The organism is Mycolicibacterium llatzerense, assembly GCF_000878195.1.
Lineage (GTDB): Bacteria > Actinomycetota > Actinomycetes > Mycobacteriales > Mycobacteriaceae > Mycobacterium > Mycobacterium llatzerense.
Map to the genome: position 1 here is coordinate 62,039 of NZ_JXST01000028.1, position 19,577 is coordinate 81,615.

Genomic DNA, 19,577 nt, shown 5'->3' on the forward strand with positions numbered 1-19,577 from the left:
TCAGGCAGCCTTTCCGGGGACAGAGCGGTTGCGCGCGGGACGCAGACCGGCCAACGAGAACGTGGTGTGCACCAGTGACCCGGCGCGTTCCATCAATGACTTGTGACGTGGCACATAATGCATCGGCAGTCCCCAGCGATCTTTGGGCGGGGCCATGAACGCCGGCGCCTCGACCAGTGGCGCATCCGGCGGCAGCTGCCCGGCAGCTCGGCGGTACGCGGCCAATGCCCTTGGGTGCAAACGGATTTCCTCGGGAATGGCGAGGAACGCCAGCTCGACGGCCTTACCGAGGAGGCGCAGCACCACCTCGTCGCCGGGCGTCCAGCGCATGCCCGCCCGCTCGCGGACGGCGGCGTCGAAAACCCCGGCCGCGACCCAGCGCTGCCCGGCCAGCCAGGGCTTGAACATCTGATCCCACACCGGGGTGGGCATCAGCACGAACCACGGCTTGGGAATCCGGATGGTGAAGATGTCGAGCGTCGCCCGGTTGATCTCCAGCTCCTCGGAACACTTGTGCTCCCAATAGGTTTGGAAGTCCTCCCAGGTCTCCGGAACCGGCCGCATGCTCATGCCGTACATCTGGTACCACTGCACGTGTTCGTCGAACAGCTGGCGCTTCTCGGCTTCGGTCAGCCCGCCGCAGAAGTACTCGGCGGTCTTGATGATCAGCATGAAGAACGTCGCGTGCGCCCAGTAGAACGTCTCAGGGTTCAGCGCGTGATAGCGACGGCCGTCGTGGTCGACGCCCTTGATGGTCTCGTGATACCCCCGGATCTGGGCTCCGGTGTCTGCGGCGCGGTCGCCGTCGTAGACCACGCCCATGATCGGGTACACCGAGCGCGCCACCCGCTGCAGCGGCTCCCGCAGCAGGATCGAATGGTCCTCGACGCCGGCGCCCAGTTCGGGATACATGTTCTGGATCGCGCCGATCCACACGCCGAGCAGGCCGGTGCGTAGGTCGCCGAAGTACTTCCAGGTCAGGGAATCGGGGCCCAGTGGCGCGATGGGCGGGGTGGCGGGAGTCTTGCGTGCGGTCATCGTGTGCCTCGCTCAACGTTGATACCGAGGGTTCTGCGCGCCACGATAATCGTGACAACGCATGTTGTCCACGATTTGATACTGGTGTCGCCGGCACTGTTACGGACCGTCTACCGGCGCGCCACAACACGGTGACCAGGTATTTTTCGGCCGGACCGCGGCGATCGTTGCCGCTGCCGCGCGACGCCACCTAGGGTGGCGTCGTGGAAGTCGAATCGTTCGAAGAACGATCCGACGGTGTGGGCGAGATCGGCCCGGTGTCACACGCCGGGCCAGGATCAAGTGGACCGTTGGGCTGGTTGCAGAACACCAATCACAGTCCGGCTGTAATCGAATTCATCAGGCGGGCGCGCCGTTCCCTGCCGGGGGACCCGGAGTTCGGTGATCCGCTGTCGGTCGCCGGCGTCGGCGGTCCGAGTGCCGCGGCCCGGGCCGCCGATCGGCTGCTGCCGCGCGGTGGCGCGTCGCACGAAGTGAGTCTGGCCGGTTTGCAGGTGTGGCAGGCGCTCACCGAAAGGGTCTCCGGACGGCCGGCGAACCCCGAAGTCACCATCGTGTTCACCGATCTCGTCGGCTTCTCGAAATGGTCGCTGAGCGTCGGCGACGACACCACTCTCCGGCTGCTGCGCCGCGTGGCCCAGGTGTTCGAACCGCCGCTGCTGGAATCCGGCGGGCACATCGTCAAGCGCATGGGCGACGGGTCCATGGCAGTGTTCAGCAACCCCGTCACCGCTTTGCGGTCGGTCGTTCGCGCGCTCGACGCGCTCAAAGAGGTCGAGATCGACGGGTACCACCCCAAGATGCGTGCCGGCATCCACACCGGGCACCCGCATCGCATCGGGTCGGACTTGCTCGGCGTCGACGTCAACATCGCGGCGCGCGTCATGGAGCGGGCCACCAAGGGCGGGCTGATCATCTCGCAGGCCACCCTGGACCGGGTCGACGAGCAGTACCTGGACGCTCTCGGCGTGACGCCCAAGAAGGTGCGCAAGCAACTGTTCGCCGCCAAGGCCTCGGGTGTGCCCGAGGACTTGTCCATGTACTGGATCAGGCCGCGCAAGGACGCCGCAACCGAACCCGATGACGGGGAGCTCGCTGAAGCCTAGGGTCGGCCCGGCGTGGCGCCACCTGCCTCGCGTCCCGGTCACCGTCGTCTACGCCGCGCTGCTGGTCGCCGTCACGGTCACGTTGGCGGCGCTCGGTCCGGCGGTGCACGACCGGGTGATCGGGTACGCCAGTACCAATCTGCACAATCTCGGTGAGGGCCGCATAGGCACGCTGATCGCCAGCGCCCTGATCGCTGACGACGGTCGGTTCTTCCTGTGGCTGCCCGGCCTGATCTGCCTGCTCGCGATCGCAGAACTGCTCTGGCGCAGCCGCCGCCTGCTGGTGGTGTTCCTCGTCGGGCACATCGGCACGACGCTGGTCGTCGCGGCCGGGCTGGTGGTGGCCATCGAGCTGGGCCGGCTGCCGTGGTCGATCGGCCGGGTTGCCGACGTCGGGGTGAGCTACGGGGTGTTGACGGTGGTCGGAGCGCTGACCGCGGTGGTACCCGCCCGGCTGAAACCGGCCTGGTCGTGCTGGTGGCTGGCCGGTTCGGTCGCCGTTGTGGTCGTCAGTGACGACTTCATCGAAGTGGGGCATGTGGTCGCGTTGGTGCTGGGCCTGGTGATCTCGAGTCGACTTCAAACGCCGGTGCATTGGACTCGCGGAAAGGCCGCAGTGTTCGGGGTGGGTGTGTGTTTCGGCTACGCCGTCCTGGTCCACACACCGGAGCTGGCGATGGTCGGGGTCCCTGCGAGTGCGGTGGGCGCCGCGCTCGTCGCTATGATCTCCGGGTGGCTGAGCAGGGTGAAGAACGCAGTGGAGGGCCCTCTGGCGCCCTATCGGAAGAAGCACTGACCGCGGCGGTCGACGCCGCCCGTCTCGCCTTCGACCAGGCCGCTGACCTCGACGCCCTGGCCCGCGCCAAGACCGAGCACCTCGGTGACAAGGCGCCCATCGCGCTGGCCCGTCAGGCGCTGGGCACGCTGGCCAAAGAAGACCGGGCCGACGCCGGCAAGCGCGTCAACGTCGCCCGCACCGCCGCACAGCAGGCGTATGACGACCGCATCGTGGTGCTGCGCGCCGAGCGCGACGCCGCCGCTCTGGTGGCCGAGCGCATCGACGTGACGTTGCCGACCACGCGCCAGCCCATCGGTGCCCGCCACCCGATCACGATCCTCGCCGAGAACGTCGCCGACACCTTCGTGGCAATGGGCTGGGAGCTGGCCGAAGGGCCGGAGGTCGAGACCGAACAGTTCAACTTCGATGCGCTGAACTTCCCGCCGGACCACCCGGCCCGCAGCGAGCAGGACACCTTCCACATCGCGCCCGACGGTTCGCGACAGGTGCTGCGCACCCACACGTCGCCGGTGCAGATCCGCGCCCTGCTGGAGCGGGAACTGCCCGTCTACATCGTCTCGATCGGTCGTACCTTCCGCACCGACGAACTCGACGCCACCCACACCCCGGTGTTCCACCAGGTAGAGGGTCTGGCCGTCGACAAGGGCCTGACCATGGCCAACCTGCGCGGCACCCTGGATGCGCTGGCGCGCGCCCAGTTCGGCCCCGAAGGACGCACGCGGTTCCGCCCGCACTTCTTCCCGTTCACCGAGCCGTCGGCCGAGGTCGACGTCTGGTTCCCGGACAAGAAGGGTGGTCCCGGCTGGGTGGAATGGGGCGGCTGCGGCATGGTCAACCCGAATGTGTTGCGGGCCTGCGGTATTGACCCCGACGAGTACTCAGGATTTGCCTTCGGCATGGGATTGGAGCGAACCCTGCAGTTCCAGAACGGAATTCCCGACATGCGCGACATGGTGGAGGGCGACGTGCGCTTCTCCCTGCCGTTCGGGGTGGGTGCCTGATGCGCATTCCCTACAGCTGGCTGCGGGAAGTCGTCCAGGCCGGAGCTCCGGGCTGGGACGTGTCACCCGAAGAGCTGGAAGCAGCCTTCATCCGGATTGGCCACGAGGTCGAGGACATCATCGCCGCGGGGCCGGTCACCGGTCCGCTGACCGTCGGCCGTGTCGTCGAGATCGAGGAACTGACCGAGTTCAAGAAGCCCATCCGGGCCTGCAAGGTCGACGTGGGTGAGGCGCAGCCGCGCGACATCGTCTGCGGGGCACGGAACTTCGCCGTCGGCGACCTGGTTGTCGCGGCACTGCCGGGTTGTGTGCTGCCCGGCGAGTTCAAGATCGCGACCCGCAAGACCTATGGCCGGGTGTCCGACGGCATGATCTGCTCGGCGGCCGAATTGAACTTCGGCTCCGACCATTCAGGCATCATCGTGCTGCCGCCGGGCACCGCCGAACCCGGCGCCTCGGGCGCCGAGGTGCTTGGGCTGGACGACGTGGTGTTCGACCTCGCCATCACCCCTGACCGCGGCTACTGCCTGTCCATCCGCGGCATGGCACGCGAGATCGCCTGCGCCTTCGACCTGGAATTCGTCGACCCTGCCGATGTGCCGGCCCTGCCCGCCGAGGGCGAGGCCTGGCCGCTGACGGTGCAACCGGGCACCGGTGTGCAGCGTTTCGGGCTGCGTCCGGTCGTCGGCATCGACCCGGCCGCGGTGTCGCCGTGGTGGCTGCAGCGTCGCCTGCTGCTGTCCGGTATCCGCGCCATCTCGCCGGCCGTCGACGTCACCAACTACGTGATGCTCGAACTCGGCCACCCGATGCACGCCCACGATCGCAAGCTGATCACCGGTGGGTTCGACGTACGCTTCGCCAACCCGGGGGAGACCGTCGTCACCCTCGATGACATTGAGCGCAAACTGGATCCGGGCGACGTACTGATCGTCGACGACGTCGCCACCGCGGCCATCGGCGGCGTCATGGGCGCCGGTACCACCGAGGTCCGCGACACCACCACCGACGTGCTGCTGGAAGCGGCAGTGTGGGATCCGGCCGCGGTGTCGCGCACTCAGCGCCGCCTGCACCTGGTCAGTGAGGCCAGCCGCCGCTACGAGCGCAGCGTCGACCCGGCGATCTCCCGGGCCGCGCTGGACCGCTGTGCCGCGCTGCTCGCCGAAATCGCCGGGGGCGCAGTCGAACCCACGCTGACGGACTGGAGTGACGGCGATGCCGCACACGATTGGTCGCAGCCGCCGGTTGCCATTCCGTTGGATCTGCCGGATCGGCTCGCGGGCGTCAGCTACCCCGAGGGCACCACAGTGCGGCGGCTGACTCAGATCGGTGCCGTGGTGACCGTCGACGGCGACAGTGCCACCGTGGTCCCGCCGAGCTGGCGGCCGGACATGAAACAGCCCGCGGACCTGGTGGAGGAAGTGCTGCGGCTCGAGGGCCTCGACGCCATCCCGTCGGTGCTGCCACAGGCGCCGGCCGGCCGCGGCCTGACCGCAGCCCAGCAGCGGCGCCGTGCGATCGGTAAGTCGTTGGCGCTCAATGGTTTCGTCGAGGTGCTGCCGACGCCGTTCCTGCCTGCCGGGGTGCTCGACGCCTGGGACCTGCCGGCTGACGACCCGCGGCGCGCCACCATCTCGGTGCTCAACCCGCTCGAAGCCGACCGGCCCGCACTGGCGACCACGCTGTTGCCGGGCCTGCTCGAGGCGTTGGTGCGCAATGTGTCTCGCGGCGCGGCCGACGTCGCGCTGTTCGGTATCGAGCAGGTCGTGCAGGCGACACCGCAGACCAAGGCCCTCGCGCCGATCCCGGTGGATCGTCGTCCGACCGATGCTGAGCTGGCCGAGATCGACGCGGCCCTGCCGTATCAGCCGCTGCACGTCGCCGCGGTGCTCACCGGCCTGCGCGAACCGGCCGGGCCGTGGGGCGCGGGTCGTGCGGTCGAGGCCACGGACGCCTTGGAGACCGTGCAGATCGTCGCCCGGGCCTGCGGCGTCGAGGTGACGCTGCGCGCGGCCCAGGAGCTGCCGTGGCATCCGGGGCGCTGCGCCGAGGTGCTGGTCGGTGACACCGTTGTCGGCTACGCCGGACAGTTGCACCCGGCGGTCATCGAACGCACGGGCCTGCCGAAGGGCACCTGCGCCGTCGAGTTGAACCTGGATGCCGTCCCGGTCATCGAGCGCGCCATCGTGCCGTCGGTGTCGCCGTACCCGGCGGTGTTCCAGGACGTCAGCCTGATCGTCGCCGACGACGTCGCGGCCCAGGCAGTGGTCGACGTCGTGCGCGAGGGCGCCGGCGAACTCCTGGAGGACGCGCGGTTGTTCGACGTCTACACCGGCCCGCAGATCGGGGAGGGGCGCAAGTCGCTGACCCTGGCCCTGCGTTTCCGGGCGCCCGACCGGACGCTGACCGAGGACGAGGCGAGTGCGGCCCGCGACGCGGCAGTGGCCCTGGCCACCGAGCGGCTCGGTGCCGAGCACCGCCGGTAACACGCCCTACTAATTGGTTTGCAAGTTGATGCATAACCATGCAGAATTGCTTGCATGACTTCTGTGGCGGTGGCCGGCGCCAGTGGGTATGCCGGCGGCGAGATTCTGCGGCTTCTGCTGGGCCATCCGGCTTACGCGGACGGTCGCCTCACCATCGGGGCCCTGACCGCCGCGGGTAATGCCGGAACCACGGTCGGTGACCACCACCCGCACCTGCTGCCCATCGCGCAGCAGGTGCTGCAGCCCACCGAGGTCGACGTTCTCGCCGGGCATGACGTGGTGTTTCTGGGTCTGCCGCACGGACATTCGGCCGCGCTGGCGCAGCAACTCGGCCCGGACACCCTGATCGTCGACTGCGGCGCCGACTTCCGGCTCACCGACGCCGCCGCCTGGGAGAAGTTCTACGGCTCCGAGCACGCAGGCAGCTGGCCCTACGGCCTGCCCGAGCTGCCCGGCGGTCGCGACAAGCTGGTCGGCACGAAACGTATTGCGGTACCGGGCTGTTACCCGACCTCGGCCCTGCTGGCCCTGGTGCCTGCCGTCGCCGCTGGGCTCGTCGAACCCAACGTCACCGTGGTGGCGGTCAGTGGCACTTCGGGCGCCGGCAAGTCGGGCAAGGTCGACCTGTCGGCCGCCGAGGTCATCGGCTCGGCCCGGGCCTACAACGTCGGCGGAGCGCACCGGCACACCCCGGAGATCGCGCAGGGCCTGCGGGCCGTCACCGACAAGGACGTGACGGTGTCGTTCACCCCGGTGCTGATCCCCACGTCGCGCGGCATCCTGGCCACCTGCACCGCGCGCACCACCGCGACCGTCGAGGAGATCCGGGCCGCGTACGAAAAGGCCTATGCCAGTGAGCCGTTCATCTACCTGTTGCCGGAAGGGCAGCTGCCCAAGACCGGTTCGGTCATCGGCAGCAACGCCGCGCAGATCGCCGTCGCCGTCGACGAGGATGCGAAGACTCTCGTCGCCCTGTGCGCCATCGACAACCTGACCAAGGGCACCGGCGGCGCGGCAGTACAGTCCATGAACATCGCGCTCGGCTGGCCGGAAACCGAAGGACTATCCACCGTGGGAGTAGCACCGTGACTTCAACGTCGCCGACCCCGTCCCTGCATCGCAACCAGGGCGTCACCGCACCGGAAGGCTTCCGGGCAGCCGGAATCGCCGCCGGCATCAAGGCTTCCGGGAAACCGGACCTGGCCCTGGTCTTCAACGAGGGGCCCGATCTTTCGGCGGCCGGGGTGTTCACCCGCAACAAGGTGCGGGCCGCTCCGGTCCAGTGGAGCGAGCAGGTGCTCAAGTCCGGCCGGTTGCGGACCGTGATCCTGAATTCCGGTGGCGCCAATGCGTGTACCGGCCCGGGCGGTTTCCAGGACACGCACCAGACGGCCGAGGCCCTCGCCGCGGCGCTCAGCGACTGGGGTACCGAGACCGGTGCCATCGAGGTCGCGGTGTGCTCGACCGGGCTGATCGGTGACCGGCTCCCGATGGACAAGGTGCTCGCCGGCGTCACCGAGATCGTGCACGAGATGGCCGGTGGCCTGTCCGGCGGCGAGGAGGCAGCGCGGGCCATCATGACCACCGACACGGTGCCGAAACAGGTTGCGCTGCACCACCCGGGCAAGTGGACCGTCGGGGCCATGGCCAAGGGCGCCGGCATGATGGCCCCGTCGCTGGCGACCATGCTGGTGGTCATCACCACCGACGCCGTCGCGGACGCCGAGGCACTCAACCTCGCGCTGAAGAACGCCGCCGCGAAGACTTTCGACCGGCTCGACATCGACGGCAGCTGCTCGACCAACGACACGGTGCTGCTGCTGTCGTCGGGCGCCAGCGAAATCCGGCCCAGCCAAAGCGAATTGGACGAGGCCGTCTTCACCGTGTGTGACGACCTGTGCGCGCAGCTGCAGGCCGACGCCGAGGGCGTCACCAAGCGCATCGCGATCACTGTCACGGGCGCGGCCAGCGAGGACGACGCTCTGGTGGGCGCCCGGGCCCTGGCCCGCGACAGCCTCGTCAAGACCGCGCTGTTCGGGTCCGACCCCAACTGGGGCCGCGTCCTGGCCGCGATCGGCATCGCGCCGATCGAACTCGTGGCCGACCGGATCAGCGTGTCGTTCAACGGATCCGCGGTGTGCATCGACGGCGCGGGCGCGCCGGGCGCCCGGGACGTCGACCTGTCGGGCCAGGACATCGACGTCATCGTCGACCTGAAGTTGGGCGAGCACGAGGCGACGATCCGGACCACCGACCTGTCGCACGCGTACGTCGAAGAGAACTCGGCGTACAGCTCGTGAGCACAGCTGGACTCTCCACCGCGGTCAAGGCGTCGGTCTTCGCCGAAGCGCTGCCCTGGCTCAAGCAACTGCACGGCAAGATCGTCGTGGTCAAGTACGGCGGCAACGCCATGACCGACGACACCCTCAAGGCGGCCTTCGCCGCCGACATGGCCTTCCTGCGCAACTGCGGCATCCAGCCGGTCGTCGTGCACGGCGGCGGCCCGCAGATCAGCGCGATGCTCAAACGTCTTGGTATCGAAGGCGATTTCAAGGGTGGCTTCCGGGTCACCACACCCGAGGTTCTCGAGGTCGCGCGGATGGTGCTGTTCGGCCAGGTCGGCCGCGAACTGGTCGGCCTGATCAACGCCCACGGCCCGTATGCGGTCGGCATCACCGGCGAGGACGCGCAGCTGTTCACCGCGGTGCGTCGGAGCGTGACGGTCGACGGGGTCCTCACCGACATCGGGCTGGTCGGCGACGTCGACCACGTCAACACCGACGCCATCCTGGATCTCATTGCCGCGGGCCGCATTCCGGTGGTGTCCACCATCGGTCCCGACGTCGACGGCGTGGTGCACAACATCAACGCCGACACCGCGGCGGCCGCACTGGCCGAGGCACTCGGCGCCGAGAAGTTGCTGATGCTCACCGACGTCGAAGGCCTGTACACCGACTGGCCGGACCGCAACTCACTGGTCACCGAAATCGATACGGCCGCACTGGCGCAGCTGTTGCCCAAGCTCGAATCCGGCATGGTGCCCAAGATCGAGGCGTGCCTGCGGGCCGTGCAGAACGGTGTCCCGAGCGCACACGTCATCGACGGCCGCGTCGAACACTGCGTCCTGGTCGAACTGTTCACCGATGACGGAACCGGAACCAAGGTGGTAGCACCCGCATGACCGAAACTGAAGCGCTGCAAGCCCGTTGGCAAGCGGTGATGACCAACAACTACGGCACCCCGCCGGTCGCTCTGGTCAGCGGCGACGGCGCCGTGGTCACCGACGCCGACGGCAAGAGCTACGTCGACTTCCTGGCCGGCATCGCGGTGAACGTGCTGGGCCATCGCCATCCGGCGGTGATCGAGGCCGTCACCAACCAGCTGAACACGCTGGGGCACACCTCGAATCTGTATGCCACCGAACCGGGTATCGCCCTGGCCGAAGCCCTCGTCGCCCAGCTCGGCGCACCGGCCCGCGTGTTCTTCTGCAACTCGGGCGCCGAGGCCAACGAAGCCGCGTTCAAAATCAGCCGGCTCACCGGACGCACCAAAATCGTTGCGGCGCAAGGCGCTTTCCATGGCCGCACCATGGGCTCGCTGGCGCTGACCGGCCAACCCGGCAAGCAGGAGCCGTTCCTGCCGTTGCCCGGCGACGTCACCCACGTGCCCTACGGCGACGCCGCCGCGCTCGAAGCGGCCGTCACCGACGAGACAGCGGCGGTGTTCCTCGAACCGATCATGGGCGAGGGCGGCGTCGTCACCCCGCCGGCCGGGTACCTGGCCAAGGCGCGCGAGCTCACCACGAAACATGGTGCGCTGCTGGTGCTCGACGAGGTGCAGACCGGTATCGGCCGCACCGGTGCCTTCTACGCCCACCAGCACGACGGCATCACCCCCGACGTCATCACGTTGGCCAAGGGCCTCGGCGGCGGCCTGCCCATCGGGGCCTGCATCGCCATCGGACCCGCGGCCGACCTGCTGCAGCCGGGCATGCACGGCAGCACCTTCGGCGGTAATCCGGTGTGCACCGCCGCGGGCCTGGCCGTGGTCAAGACGCTGGCCGACGACGACCTCGTGCACCGGGCCGACGCCGCGGGCAAGACGCTGGCGCACGGTATCGAGGAGTTGGCCCATCCGCTGGTCGATCACGTCCGCGGCCGTGGGCTGCTGCTCGGCGTCGTCCTGACCGCGCCGCAGGCCAAGGCCGTCGAAAACGCTGCGCGCGACGCGGGTTTCCTGGTCAATGCCGCGGCCGCCGACGTCGTGCGGCTCGCGCCGCCGCTGGTCATCACCGACGCCCAGATCGACGCCTTCCTGACCGCACTACCCACCGTTCTCGACACCGCAGCAGGGGAGTCCCAGTGATCCGCCATTTTCTCCGCGACGACGACCTGAGCCCCGAGGAACAGGCCGAGGTCCTGGCACTGGCCGCCGAGCTCAAGAAGGCGCCGTTCAGCCGGCGCCCGCTCGAGGGGCCGCGGGGCATCGCCGTCATCTTCGAGAAGAACTCCACCCGCACCCGGTTCTCCTTCGAGATGGGTATCGCCCAGCTCGGCGGGCACGCCGTCGTCGTCGACGGCCGTAGCACCCAGCTGGGCCGCGAGGAGACCCTCGAGGACACCGGCGCCGTGCTGTCCCGCTACGTCGACGGCATCGTCTGGCGCACTTTCGCGCAGGAGCGCCTCACGGCCATGGCCAGTGGTGCTTCCGTCCCCATCGTCAACGCCCTGTCCGACGAGTTCCACCCCTGCCAGGTGCTGGCCGATCTGCAGACCGTCGCCGAACGCAAGGGCAAGCTGGCCGGGCTCAACATGTCGTACCTCGGCGACGGCGCCAACAACATGGCGCACTCGCTGATGGTCGGCGGCGTCACGGCGGGCATCAACGTGACCATCGCCGCGCCGAAGGGGTTCGAGCCCGACCCGCAGTTCGTCGAGGCGGCCAAGAAGCGCGCGGCCGAGACCGGGGCGACCGTCACGGTCACCACCGACCCACAGGCCGCCGCGGACGGCGCCGACGTCCTCGTCACCGACACCTGGACCTCGATGGGCCAGGAGAACGACGGCCTGGACCGCGTGCGCCCGTTCCGCCCATTCCAGATCAACACCGCGCTGCTCGGCCGCGCCAACAGCGATGCCGTCGTGCTGCACTGCCTGCCGGCGCACCGCGGGGACGAGATCACCGACGAGGTCATCGACGGCCCGCAGAGCGCGGTGTTCGACGAGGCCGAGAACCGGCTGCACGCGCAGAAGGCCATGTTGGTGTGGCTGCTGGAACGTAACGGCCGATGACAGCACCGACCCGGGCCGGACGGCAGTCGCGCATCGTGGCGCTGCTGTCGTCGAACCCGGTGCGCAGCCAGACCGAGCTCGCGGCCCTGCTCGCCGAGGAGGGCATCGACGTTACCCAGGCCACGCTGTCGCGGGACCTGGAGGAACTCGGTGCGGTCAAGCTGCGCGGCGCCGATGGCGGAACCGGCGTCTACGTCGTCCCCGAGGACGGCAGCCCCGTCAAAGGCGTCTCCGGCGGCACCGAGCGGATGTCCCGTCTGCTCGGCGAGCTGCTGGTGTCCACCGACGCCAGCGCCAACCTGGCGGTGTTACGTACGCCACCTGGGGCGGCGCATTACCTGGCCAGTGCAATAGATCGAGCGTCTCTGCCTTATGTTGTGGGCACGATCGCCGGGGATGACACCATCTTGGTTGTTGCCCGCGAACCGATGAGCGGCGCCGAGCTCGCCGCCACCTTCGAGAACCTGTAGCAGTACTAGACAAGGAGATTGACACATGTCCGAGCGCGTCATCCTGGCGTATTCCGGTGGCCTGGACACCTCGGTCGCGATCAGCTGGATCGGCAAGGAGACCGGCAAAGAGGTCGTCGCCGTGGCCATCGACCTGGGCCAGGGCGGGGAGGACATGGAGGTCGTCCGGCAGCGTGCCATCGACTGCGGCGCCGTCGAGGCCGTCGTCGTCGACGCGCGCGACGAGTTCGCCGACGAGTACTGCCTGCCCACCATCAAGGCCAACGCGCTCTACATGGACCGGTACCCGCTGGTCTCGGCCATCTCGCGGCCGCTGATCGTCAAGCATCTCGTCGAGGCCGCCCGCAGCCACGGTGGCACCGTCGTCGCGCACGGCTGCACCGGCAAGGGCAACGACCAGGTCCGTTTCGAGGTCGGCTTCAACACCCTGGCGCCCGAGCTCGAGGTCATCGCCCCGGTCCGCGACTACGCCTGGACCCGCGAGAAGGCCATCGCCTTCGCGCAGGAGAACGACATCCCGATCAACGTCACCAAGAAGTCGCCGTTCTCCATCGATCAGAACGTCTGGGGCCGCGCCGTCGAGACCGGCTTCCTCGAGGACCTGTGGAACGCGCCGACCAAGGACGTCTACGACTACACCGAGGACCCGACGGTCCACTTCAACACCCCTGACGAGCTGATCATCAGCTTCGACAAGGGTCGCCCCGTCGCCATCGACGGCCGCCCGCTGAGCGTGCTGCAGATCATCCAGGAGCTCAACACCCGCGCCGGTGCGCAGGGCGTCGGGCGACTCGACGTCGTCGAGGACCGCCTCGTCGGCATCAAGTCCCGCGAGATCTACGAGGCCCCGGGCGCCATGGTGCTGATCACCGCGCACACCGAGCTCGAGCACGTCTGCCTGGAGCGCGAGCTCGGCCGTTACAAGCGCGGCGTCGACCGCAAGTGGGGCGAGCTGACCTACGACGGTCTCTGGTACAGCCCGCTGAAGGCCTCGCTCGAGGCGTTCGTCGAGCACACCCAGCAGCACGTCTCCGGCGACATCCGCCTGGTCCTGCACGGTGGGCACATCTCGGTCAACGGCCGCCGCTCGAACGAGTCGCTGTACGACTTCAACCTCGCCACCTACGACGAGGGCGACAGCTTCGACCAGAGCTCGGCCAAGGGCTTCGTTCAGCTGCACGGCCTGAGCTCCAAGATCTCCGCCAAGCGCGATCTGGGTCTGTAGGCCACATGAGCACCGGTGGAACCAACGAAGGTTCGCTGTGGGGCGGACGGTTCGCTTCCGGCCCGTCCGAGGCGCTTGCCGCACTGAGCAAGTCGACCCACTTCGACTGGGCACTGGCGCCATATGACGTCACGGCGTCCAAGGCGCACGCCCGTGTGCTCCACAACGCCGGGTTGCTGACCGATGAGCAGCGCGACGGCCTGTTGGCCGGGCTGGACAGCCTGGGCAACGACGTCGCCGACGGCACCTTCGGGCCGCTCGCGACCGACGAGGACGTGCACGGCGCGCTGGAGCGCGGGCTGATCGACCGCGTCGGCGACGACCTGGGCGGCCGGCTGCGCGCCGGCCGGTCCCGCAACGACCAGGTGGCCACGCTGTTCCGGATGTGGCTGCGCGACGCCATCAAGGTCATCGGCAACGGCGTGCTGGACGTGGCCGCCGCGCTGGCCGGCCAGGCCGAGGCGCACCCGACGGCAATCATGCCCGGCAAGACGCACCTGCAGTCGGCGCAACCTGTGCTCCTGGCCCACCACCTGCTCGCGCATGCGCACCCGCTGCTGCGCGATGCCGACCGGTTGCTGGATCTGGACAAGCGGGTGGCGGTGTCGCCCTACGGATCTGGCGCGCTCGCCGGTAGCTCGCTCGGCCTGAGCCCCGACGCCATCGCCGCGGAACTCGGCTTCGCCTCCGCGGCCGACAACTCGATCGACGCCACGTCCTCGCGTGATTTCGCCGCCGAGGCCGCCTTCGTGTTCGCCATGATCGCCGTGGATCTGTCCCGGCTGTCCGAGGACATCATCCTCTGGAGCACAACGGAATTCGGCTACGTCCGGCTACACGACTCCTGGTCGACGGGCAGCTCGATCATGCCGCAGAAGAAGAACCCCGACATCGCCGAACTTGCCCGTGGCAAGTCCGGCCGTCTCATCGGCAACCTGGCCGGTCTGCTGGCCACGCTCAAGGCGCAGCCGCTGGCTTACAACCGGGATCTGCAGGAGGACAAGGAGCCGGTCTTCGACTCCGTCGCCCAGCTCGAGCTGCTGCTGCCCGCGATGGCCGGACTGGTCGGCACGTTGACCTTCGACACCGACCGGATGGCCGCGCTGGCACCGCTGGGTTACACATTGGCCACCGATATCGCGGAATGGATGGTGCGCCAGGGCATTCCGTTCCGGGTGGCGCACGAGGCGGCCGGTGCTGCGGTCAAGGCCGCCGAGGCCAGGGGAGTCGGGCTCGAAGAGCTCGCTGCCGACGAGCTCGCGGGGATCCATCCGGGACTCACCGCCGAGGTGCGGGACGTGCTGACCATCGCCGGTTCGGTTGAGTCGCGCGACGCTCGCGGCGGCACATCACCCGCTCGGGTCGCCGAGCAGCTCGTCACTGTGCGCGACACCGCCGATCGTTTGCGGACCCGCCTGCACGGCTGAGCCCGCCGGCGGCCGTAGGCTCGGGCGGTGCCAACTCGCAGCCGCGCCGCGGTGTACGCCAGACGTCGCAAGCGTCGGATGGCGAAGGTCGACCACGACCTGACAGCACAGCAATGGGCTGTCCTGCAACAGGTTTGGGGTGGCTGCGCCTACTGCGAGGCGCAGGACGCTGACCTGCAGAAAGACTGCGTGCAGCCCATCTCTCGCGGCGGGCGGTACACGCTCGACAATGTGGTGCCGGCCTGCCGGTCCTGCAATGCGAGCAAGTGCAATGCCGAGGTCACCGGGTGGCTGCGCCGAAAGAAGTTGGACGAAGGCAGGTTCTTGCTGAGGACGGCGACCATCGCCAGGGAACTGGTCGGCCACGAGATCTCCGCGGACCACTCCAGTCAGGCCGAATCCGGATCCTGACGCGGGCCGGCGCCTACGCTGACCCGATGGCCGGTACCCGGACGCCCGACGTGCGGCTGGCTGAGCTGATTGCCTCGCTCTCGCTGGCCACCGATCTGGGCCTGGGGCAGCCGCAGGAGCATGTGCTGCGGCAGACGGTCATCGCGACGCGGCTGGCTGCCGCCGCAGGGATGGCGCCCGAGCATCAGGCCGCCGCCTTCTACGTATCGCTGCTGGCCTGGATGGGATGTGTCGCCGACTCGCACGAGCTGGCCCACTGGTTCGGCGACGACCTCCAGATGCGCGCCGACAGCTACCAGGTCGACAAGGCCGGCCCCGGCATGGCGCGGTTTCTGCTCGGGCACCTCGCACAAGGCCAACCGGCGCTGCAACGCATCACCATGGTCGGGCGCTTCCTGGCCCAGGGCGCCGCGGACATGCCGAAACTCTTTGTCAGCCATTGTCAGACGGCCAGCGACATCGCCGACCGGCTCGACCTGCCTGCCGAGGTCCGGGCCGCCCTGCTGGATGCCTTCGAGCGCTGGGACGGCAAGGGCGTACCCGGGCGGGCGCGGGGCACGGAGATCGAACCGGTGATGCGCGTCGTGCACATTGCCGACGACGCCGAGGTCCACCACCGCACGGGTGGCGTCGAGGCCGCGCTGGAGATGCTGCGCAGCCGACGGGAAACCGAATTCGACCCGGAGTTGGTCGACCTGTGTTGCGACCGCGCCGACGAGATCTTCGGGGGACTGGACACCGTGGATGCCTGGGGCTCGGTGATCCACGGCTGCGCGCCGCTGGATGGCACCATCCGCGATGCTGACTTGACGGCCGTGCTCCGCGTCTTCGCCGACTACGCCGACCTGAAATCGCCCTGGTTCCTGGGTTATTCGCGCCGAGTCGCGGAACTTGCCGCGGCCGCAGCGAGATCCGCCGGCCTCAGCGATGACGACGTCGTCCTCGCCGAGCGCGCGGCGCTGGTGCACCGGATCGGAGCGATTGGCATATCGACCGGCATCTGGAACAAGCCGGGTCCCTTGACCATTGCCGAACGCGAACGCGTCCGCACCGTCCCGTATCTCACCGAACGGGTGCTGTGCCGCCAACCGCGGCTGTGCGAGATCGGCGCGGTCGCCGCCGCGAGTTACGAACGAATGGACGGCAGCGGCTATCCACGTGGCTTGACCGGCACGGCCATTCCCGCGACCGCCAGATTGCTGGCCGCCGCTGCGGTCTATCAGGCCCTCGGCGAGGATCGTCCACACCGGGTCGCGTTGTCGCAGGCCGACCGTGCCGCAGTCATGCAGGGCGAGGTCACGGCTGGACGGCTGGACGGCGCGGCGGTCGGTGCAGTGCTGACGGCGGCTGGGTGCCGCACCACGCGTCGGCCCAAAATGGTCGCCGGGCTGACCGGCCGCGAACTCGAGGTGCTCGAGCTGCTGGTCCGGGGCTGGTCGAATCGGCAGATCGCCCAACATCTTTCGATCACGCCACGAACCGTCGGCACTCACGTCGAACACATCTACACCAAGATCGGGGTATCGACCCGCGGCGCCGCCGCGATGTTCGCGATGCGCCACGGGCTGGTCAACGCCGCCGAATAGATCGGGCATTCACCCGATGTGCCGGTCGGGCCGCAGGCCGTAGAACCGATACATGAGCAATGACACCGACACGGGATGGGCAGTGGCAGGCGCCTTCCTGGAGGCGTTCGCCGGCCAGGATTTCGTCTCGCTGGCCGAATGCCTTGATCCCGACGTACATTTCCGCGCCCTGATCCCTCCCGGCCTCGTCGACCTGACCGGAGTCGACGACACCGTCGGCCGGTTCCGGCACTGGTTCGGCGCCGACAACTTCGAACTGGTCGACGCCTCCGTCGGCCGCGTCGGAGACCGCGTTGCGCTGAGCTGGCGCGTCCGCACATCACCGCCCGGGGATCCGACCGTCGCCAGGCTCGTCGAACAGCGCATGTTCGCCGCCGCCGACGACCGCATCCATTCAATCGACTTGCTGTGCTCAGGATTTCAGCCCGAACAGAAGGAGAACCGCTCATGAGCTCGAAAGTGGCGATCAGCCTCACCACCGGATTGGAAGACGCCGAGAAGGTCACCATCGCGCTGCTGGTGGCTGTCGGCGCGGCCGAGCAGGGCCACCCCACGATGATGTTCCTGACCAAGGAAGCGGTGCGGCTCGCCCAACCCGGGTTCGCCCTCGGTGTCGCGTGTGACGGCTGGCCGCCGCTGCCGGACCTGATGGCGCGCTACGAAGCCGCCGGCGGCAAGTTCCTGATCTGCCCGATCTGCTTCAACGCCAAAGGGCTTGAGGCGGAAAGGGTCGTGGCCAATGCCGACCTCGGCGGCACCATCCCCCTGTGGCAGTGGATCGGCGACGAGCCGGCCACCACGTTCAGCTACTGACCTCTTCGGACAGCTCCATCCAGCGTTCCTCCAGCTCGGTCACTTCGCCTTCGAGCTCCCGCAGCGAGCTGGTAAGACGTTGCAGCCCTTCGTAATCGCCCTGATCGTGCTCGGCGAATCGCTGGTGCGCGGTGTCGATCTGGCCGGCCAGCTTCTCCAGTCGCCGCTCGATCGCAGTGATTTCCTTCTGCGCGGCGCGGAGCTCCGCACCCGATAGACCTTCGGAGACCACAGCGGCCGGTTTGGCTGCGGCGGTGCCGGTTTGGGCCGCGTGCGAAGCGCGCAGCCGCAGGTACTCATCGACCCCGCCGGGCAGGTGCCGCAGCCGGCCGCCGAGGATGCCGAACTGTTGATCGGTGACGCGCTCCAGGAAGTACCGGTCGTGGCTGACCACGATCAGGGTGCCGGGCCAGGAATCCAGCAGATCCTCCATGGCGGCCAGCATGTCGGTGTCCAGGTCGTTGGTCGGCTCGTCGAGGATCAGCACGTTGGGCTGTTCCAACAGGATCAGCAGCAGTTGCAGCCGGCGCTGTTGCCCACCGGACAGATCCTTGACCGGCGTGGACAGCTGGGCGCTGGCGAAGCCGAGACGTTCCAGCAGCTGGCTCGGGGTGAGTTCGGTTGCCTTGGAACCGGATCCGAATTCGTAGGTGGTGGCCAGCCGGCTCAGCACCACCCGCACGGGCTCGTCGAGATGCTCGGCCAGCTTCTCCACACCCTGGGTCAGGGTGGCGATCTGCACCGTCTTGCCGTGCTTGACCCGGCCGCCGGTCGGCTCGACCGAACCGTCGATCAGTCCGAGCAGCGTCGATTTGCCGGCGCCGTTGACACCGAGGATGCCGGTGCGCTCGCCGGGGGCGATCCGCCACTCGACGTCCTGCAGCACCTCCCGCTCGCCGTAGGTCACCGACGCGTCCAGAATGTCGACGACCTGCTTGCCCAGACGGGTCACGGCCAGCGACTGCAGCGCCACCTTGTCGCGGATCTCGGGGACGTCGGCGATCAGGGCGTTGGCGGCGTCGATGCGGAATTTCGGCTTCGACGTCCGTGCCGGTGCACCGCGGCGCAGCCACGCGAGTTCCTTGCGGGCCAGGTTCTGCCGTCGTGCCTCACTGGCGGCCGCCTGGCGGTCGCGCTCCACGCGCTGCAGGATGTACGCCGCGTAGCCACCCTCGAACGGTTCGACGATGCGGTCGTGCACCTCCCAGGTGGCGGTACAGATCTCGTCGAGGAACCACCGGTCGTGGGTGACCACCAGCAGGCCACCGGCGTTGGCGCTCCACCGCTTCTTCAGGTGTGCGGCAAGCCAGGTGATCGCCTCGACGTCGAGGTGGTTGGTCGGCTCATCGAGGATGAGGACGTCGTGGTCGCCGGCGAGCAGCTGGGCCAACGCGACGCGGCGGCGCTGGCCGCCGGACAGCGTGCCGATCACCGCGTTCCAGTCGAGGTCGCCGAGGAGTCCGGCGATGACGTCGCGGCCGCGGGGATCGCCGGCCCATTCGTGCTCGGGGACGTCGCCGACGACGGCGTGCCCGACGGTGTCGGTGTGGTCGAGGGTGTCGGCCTGGTCCAGCATCCCGATGCGGACGCCGCCGCGCACCGTCACCCGGCCGGAGTCGGGCTTCAGCCGGCCGCCCAGCATCGCCAGCAGACTGGATTTGCCGTCGCCGTTGCGGCCGACGATGCCGATCCGGTCGCCCTCCTCGATCCCGACCGTCAGCGAATCGAAAACCACACGGGTCGGAAACTCGAGATGCAGGGCTTCGGCCCCCAATAGATGCGCCATCAGGCGCCGATCATATGGGGTGCGCAGCGTCGTCCGCACTCACCGCAACAGCAAGGCCACGACCGCCAGGTAACCAGCGCGTTGTGCCATGATGGCGACGTAATCAGCGGATTTGTACTTATTTGACCAAAAGGGAGT

General features: G+C 68.6%; 18 protein-coding genes. 16 read left to right on the plus strand and 2 right to left on the minus strand.

Translation table 11 applies throughout. The annotated features are described in order from the left end of the window. Entirely contained in the window at positions 1 to 1,038 is a 1,038-nt protein-coding gene (locus tag TL10_RS19310; RefSeq protein WP_043399400.1) for an oxygenase MpaB family protein, read from the minus strand. A gap of 203 nt (positions 1,039 to 1,241) precedes the next feature. Between TL10_RS19310 and TL10_RS19315 the strand changes: the two genes are divergently transcribed. The 16 genes from TL10_RS19315 (at position 1,242) to TL10_RS19390 (ending at position 17,653) form a co-directional block, all read left to right on the plus strand. Further along, positions 1,242 to 2,144, plus strand: a complete 903-nt coding sequence (locus TL10_RS19315; protein ID WP_043399399.1) for an adenylate/guanylate cyclase domain-containing protein — start codon at positions 1,242 to 1,244, stop codon at positions 2,142 to 2,144. After that, complete coding sequence (locus TL10_RS19320; RefSeq protein WP_043986879.1) at positions 2,119 to 2,940, plus strand: rhomboid-like protein; 822 nt, start codon at positions 2,119 to 2,121, stop codon at positions 2,938 to 2,940. Before TL10_RS19315 ends, TL10_RS19320 begins: the two co-directional genes overlap by 26 nt. Then, a complete protein-coding gene (gene pheS / locus TL10_RS19325; RefSeq protein WP_043986880.1) occupies positions 2,877 to 3,944 on the plus strand; it encodes a phenylalanine--tRNA ligase subunit alpha in 1,068 nt (355 codons plus the stop codon). The genes TL10_RS19320 and pheS overlap by 64 nt, the downstream gene beginning before the upstream one ends. After that, on the plus strand, positions 3,944 to 6,430 hold the full coding sequence (gene pheT, locus TL10_RS19330; protein ID WP_043986881.1) for a phenylalanine--tRNA ligase subunit beta: 2,487 nt from the start codon (positions 3,944 to 3,946) through the stop codon (positions 6,428 to 6,430). Before pheS ends, pheT begins: the two co-directional genes overlap by 1 nt. A 54-nt stretch (positions 6,431 to 6,484) precedes the next feature. Continuing rightward, the gene (argC, locus tag TL10_RS19335; RefSeq protein WP_043399390.1) at positions 6,485 to 7,519 is read left to right on the plus strand and encodes an N-acetyl-gamma-glutamyl-phosphate reductase; all 1,035 of its coding nucleotides are present in this window, start codon (positions 6,485 to 6,487) and stop codon (positions 7,517 to 7,519) included. After that, on the plus strand, positions 7,516 to 8,730 hold the full coding sequence (gene argJ / locus TL10_RS19340; protein ID WP_043986882.1) for a bifunctional glutamate N-acetyltransferase/amino-acid acetyltransferase ArgJ: 1,215 nt from the start codon (positions 7,516 to 7,518) through the stop codon (positions 8,728 to 8,730). The genes argC and argJ overlap by 4 nt, the downstream gene beginning before the upstream one ends. Beyond that, positions 8,727 to 9,611: an acetylglutamate kinase gene (gene argB, locus TL10_RS19345; protein ID WP_043986883.1), complete on the plus strand. Its 885-nt coding sequence runs from the start codon at positions 8,727 to 8,729 to the stop codon at positions 9,609 to 9,611. The genes argJ and argB overlap by 4 nt, the downstream gene beginning before the upstream one ends. After that, complete coding sequence (locus TL10_RS19350; RefSeq protein ID WP_043986884.1) at positions 9,608 to 10,795, plus strand: acetylornithine transaminase; 1,188 nt, start codon at positions 9,608 to 9,610, stop codon at positions 10,793 to 10,795. Before argB ends, TL10_RS19350 begins: the two co-directional genes overlap by 4 nt. After that, a complete protein-coding gene (gene argF / locus TL10_RS19355; protein WP_043986885.1) occupies positions 10,792 to 11,721 on the plus strand; it encodes an ornithine carbamoyltransferase in 930 nt (309 codons plus the stop codon). The genes TL10_RS19350 and argF overlap by 4 nt, the downstream gene beginning before the upstream one ends. Beyond that, a complete protein-coding gene (locus TL10_RS19360; RefSeq protein ID WP_043399377.1) occupies positions 11,718 to 12,191 on the plus strand; it encodes an arginine repressor in 474 nt (157 codons plus the stop codon). The genes argF and TL10_RS19360 overlap by 4 nt, the downstream gene beginning before the upstream one ends. A gap of 25 nt (positions 12,192 to 12,216) precedes the next feature. After that, positions 12,217 to 13,416, plus strand: coding sequence for an argininosuccinate synthase (locus TL10_RS19365; RefSeq protein WP_043986887.1), 1,200 nt, complete (start codon positions 12,217 to 12,219; stop codon positions 13,414 to 13,416). Between the two features lie 5 nt (positions 13,417 to 13,421). Then, positions 13,422 to 14,843 (plus strand): argininosuccinate lyase, encoded by a 1,422-nt coding sequence (gene argH, locus TL10_RS19370; protein ID WP_043986888.1) that lies wholly within the window; start codon positions 13,422 to 13,424, stop codon positions 14,841 to 14,843. 78 nt (positions 14,844 to 14,921) lie between these two features. Then, positions 14,922 to 15,254, plus strand: coding sequence for an HNH endonuclease (locus TL10_RS19375; protein WP_043986890.1), 333 nt, complete (start codon positions 14,922 to 14,924; stop codon positions 15,252 to 15,254). Positions 15,255 to 15,280: 26 nt separating this feature from the next. Beyond that, positions 15,281 to 16,840, plus strand: a complete 1,560-nt coding sequence (locus TL10_RS19380) for an HD domain-containing phosphohydrolase (protein ID WP_043986891.1) — start codon at positions 15,281 to 15,283, stop codon at positions 16,838 to 16,840. A 52-nt stretch (positions 16,841 to 16,892) separates the two neighbouring features. Next, positions 16,893 to 17,291 (plus strand): nuclear transport factor 2 family protein, encoded by a 399-nt coding sequence (locus TL10_RS19385; RefSeq protein WP_052506468.1) that lies wholly within the window; start codon positions 16,893 to 16,895, stop codon positions 17,289 to 17,291. Further along, complete coding sequence (locus TL10_RS19390) at positions 17,288 to 17,653, plus strand: DsrE family protein (RefSeq protein WP_043986893.1); 366 nt, start codon at positions 17,288 to 17,290, stop codon at positions 17,651 to 17,653. The genes TL10_RS19385 and TL10_RS19390 overlap by 4 nt, the downstream gene beginning before the upstream one ends. Here TL10_RS19390 and TL10_RS19395 read toward each other — a convergent pair. Further along, positions 17,643 to 19,439 carry an ABC-F family ATP-binding cassette domain-containing protein gene (locus TL10_RS19395; RefSeq protein ID WP_043986895.1) on the minus strand — a complete coding sequence of 599 codons (1,797 nt, stop codon included), beginning with the start codon at positions 19,437 to 19,439 and terminating at the stop codon, positions 17,643 to 17,645. The genes TL10_RS19390 and TL10_RS19395 overlap by 11 nt on opposite strands. Positions 19,440 to 19,577 lie beyond the last annotated feature (138 nt).

What these genes read in the sequence shown, in the direction of transcription:
- TL10_RS19310 (WP_043399400.1), bottom strand. Translation starts at nt 1,038, where the DNA reads ATGACCGCACGCAAGACTCCCGCCACCCCGCCCATCGCGCCACTGGGC.
- TL10_RS19320 (WP_043986879.1), top strand. Translation starts at nt 2,119, where the DNA reads ATGACGGGGAGCTCGCTGAAGCCTAGGGTCGGCCCGGCGTGGCGCCAC.
- pheT (WP_043986881.1), top strand. Translation starts at nt 3,944, where the DNA reads ATGCGCATTCCCTACAGCTGGCTGCGGGAAGTCGTCCAGGCCGGAGCT.
- argC (WP_043399390.1), top strand. Translation starts at nt 6,485, where the DNA reads ATGACTTCTGTGGCGGTGGCCGGCGCCAGTGGGTATGCCGGCGGCGAG.
- TL10_RS19350 (WP_043986884.1), top strand. Translation starts at nt 9,608, where the DNA reads ATGACCGAAACTGAAGCGCTGCAAGCCCGTTGGCAAGCGGTGATGACC.
- TL10_RS19360 (WP_043399377.1), top strand. Translation starts at nt 11,718, where the DNA reads ATGACAGCACCGACCCGGGCCGGACGGCAGTCGCGCATCGTGGCGCTG.
- TL10_RS19365 (WP_043986887.1), top strand. Translation starts at nt 12,217, where the DNA reads ATGTCCGAGCGCGTCATCCTGGCGTATTCCGGTGGCCTGGACACCTCG.
- argH (WP_043986888.1), top strand. Translation starts at nt 13,422, where the DNA reads ATGAGCACCGGTGGAACCAACGAAGGTTCGCTGTGGGGCGGACGGTTC.
- TL10_RS19375 (WP_043986890.1), top strand. Translation starts at nt 14,922, where the DNA reads ATGGCGAAGGTCGACCACGACCTGACAGCACAGCAATGGGCTGTCCTG.
- TL10_RS19380 (WP_043986891.1), top strand. Translation starts at nt 15,281, where the DNA reads ATGGCCGGTACCCGGACGCCCGACGTGCGGCTGGCTGAGCTGATTGCC.
- TL10_RS19385 (WP_052506468.1), top strand. Translation starts at nt 16,893, where the DNA reads ATGAGCAATGACACCGACACGGGATGGGCAGTGGCAGGCGCCTTCCTG.
- TL10_RS19390 (WP_043986893.1), top strand. Translation starts at nt 17,288, where the DNA reads ATGAGCTCGAAAGTGGCGATCAGCCTCACCACCGGATTGGAAGACGCC.
- TL10_RS19395 (WP_043986895.1), bottom strand. Translation starts at nt 19,439, where the DNA reads ATGGCGCATCTATTGGGGGCCGAAGCCCTGCATCTCGAGTTTCCGACC.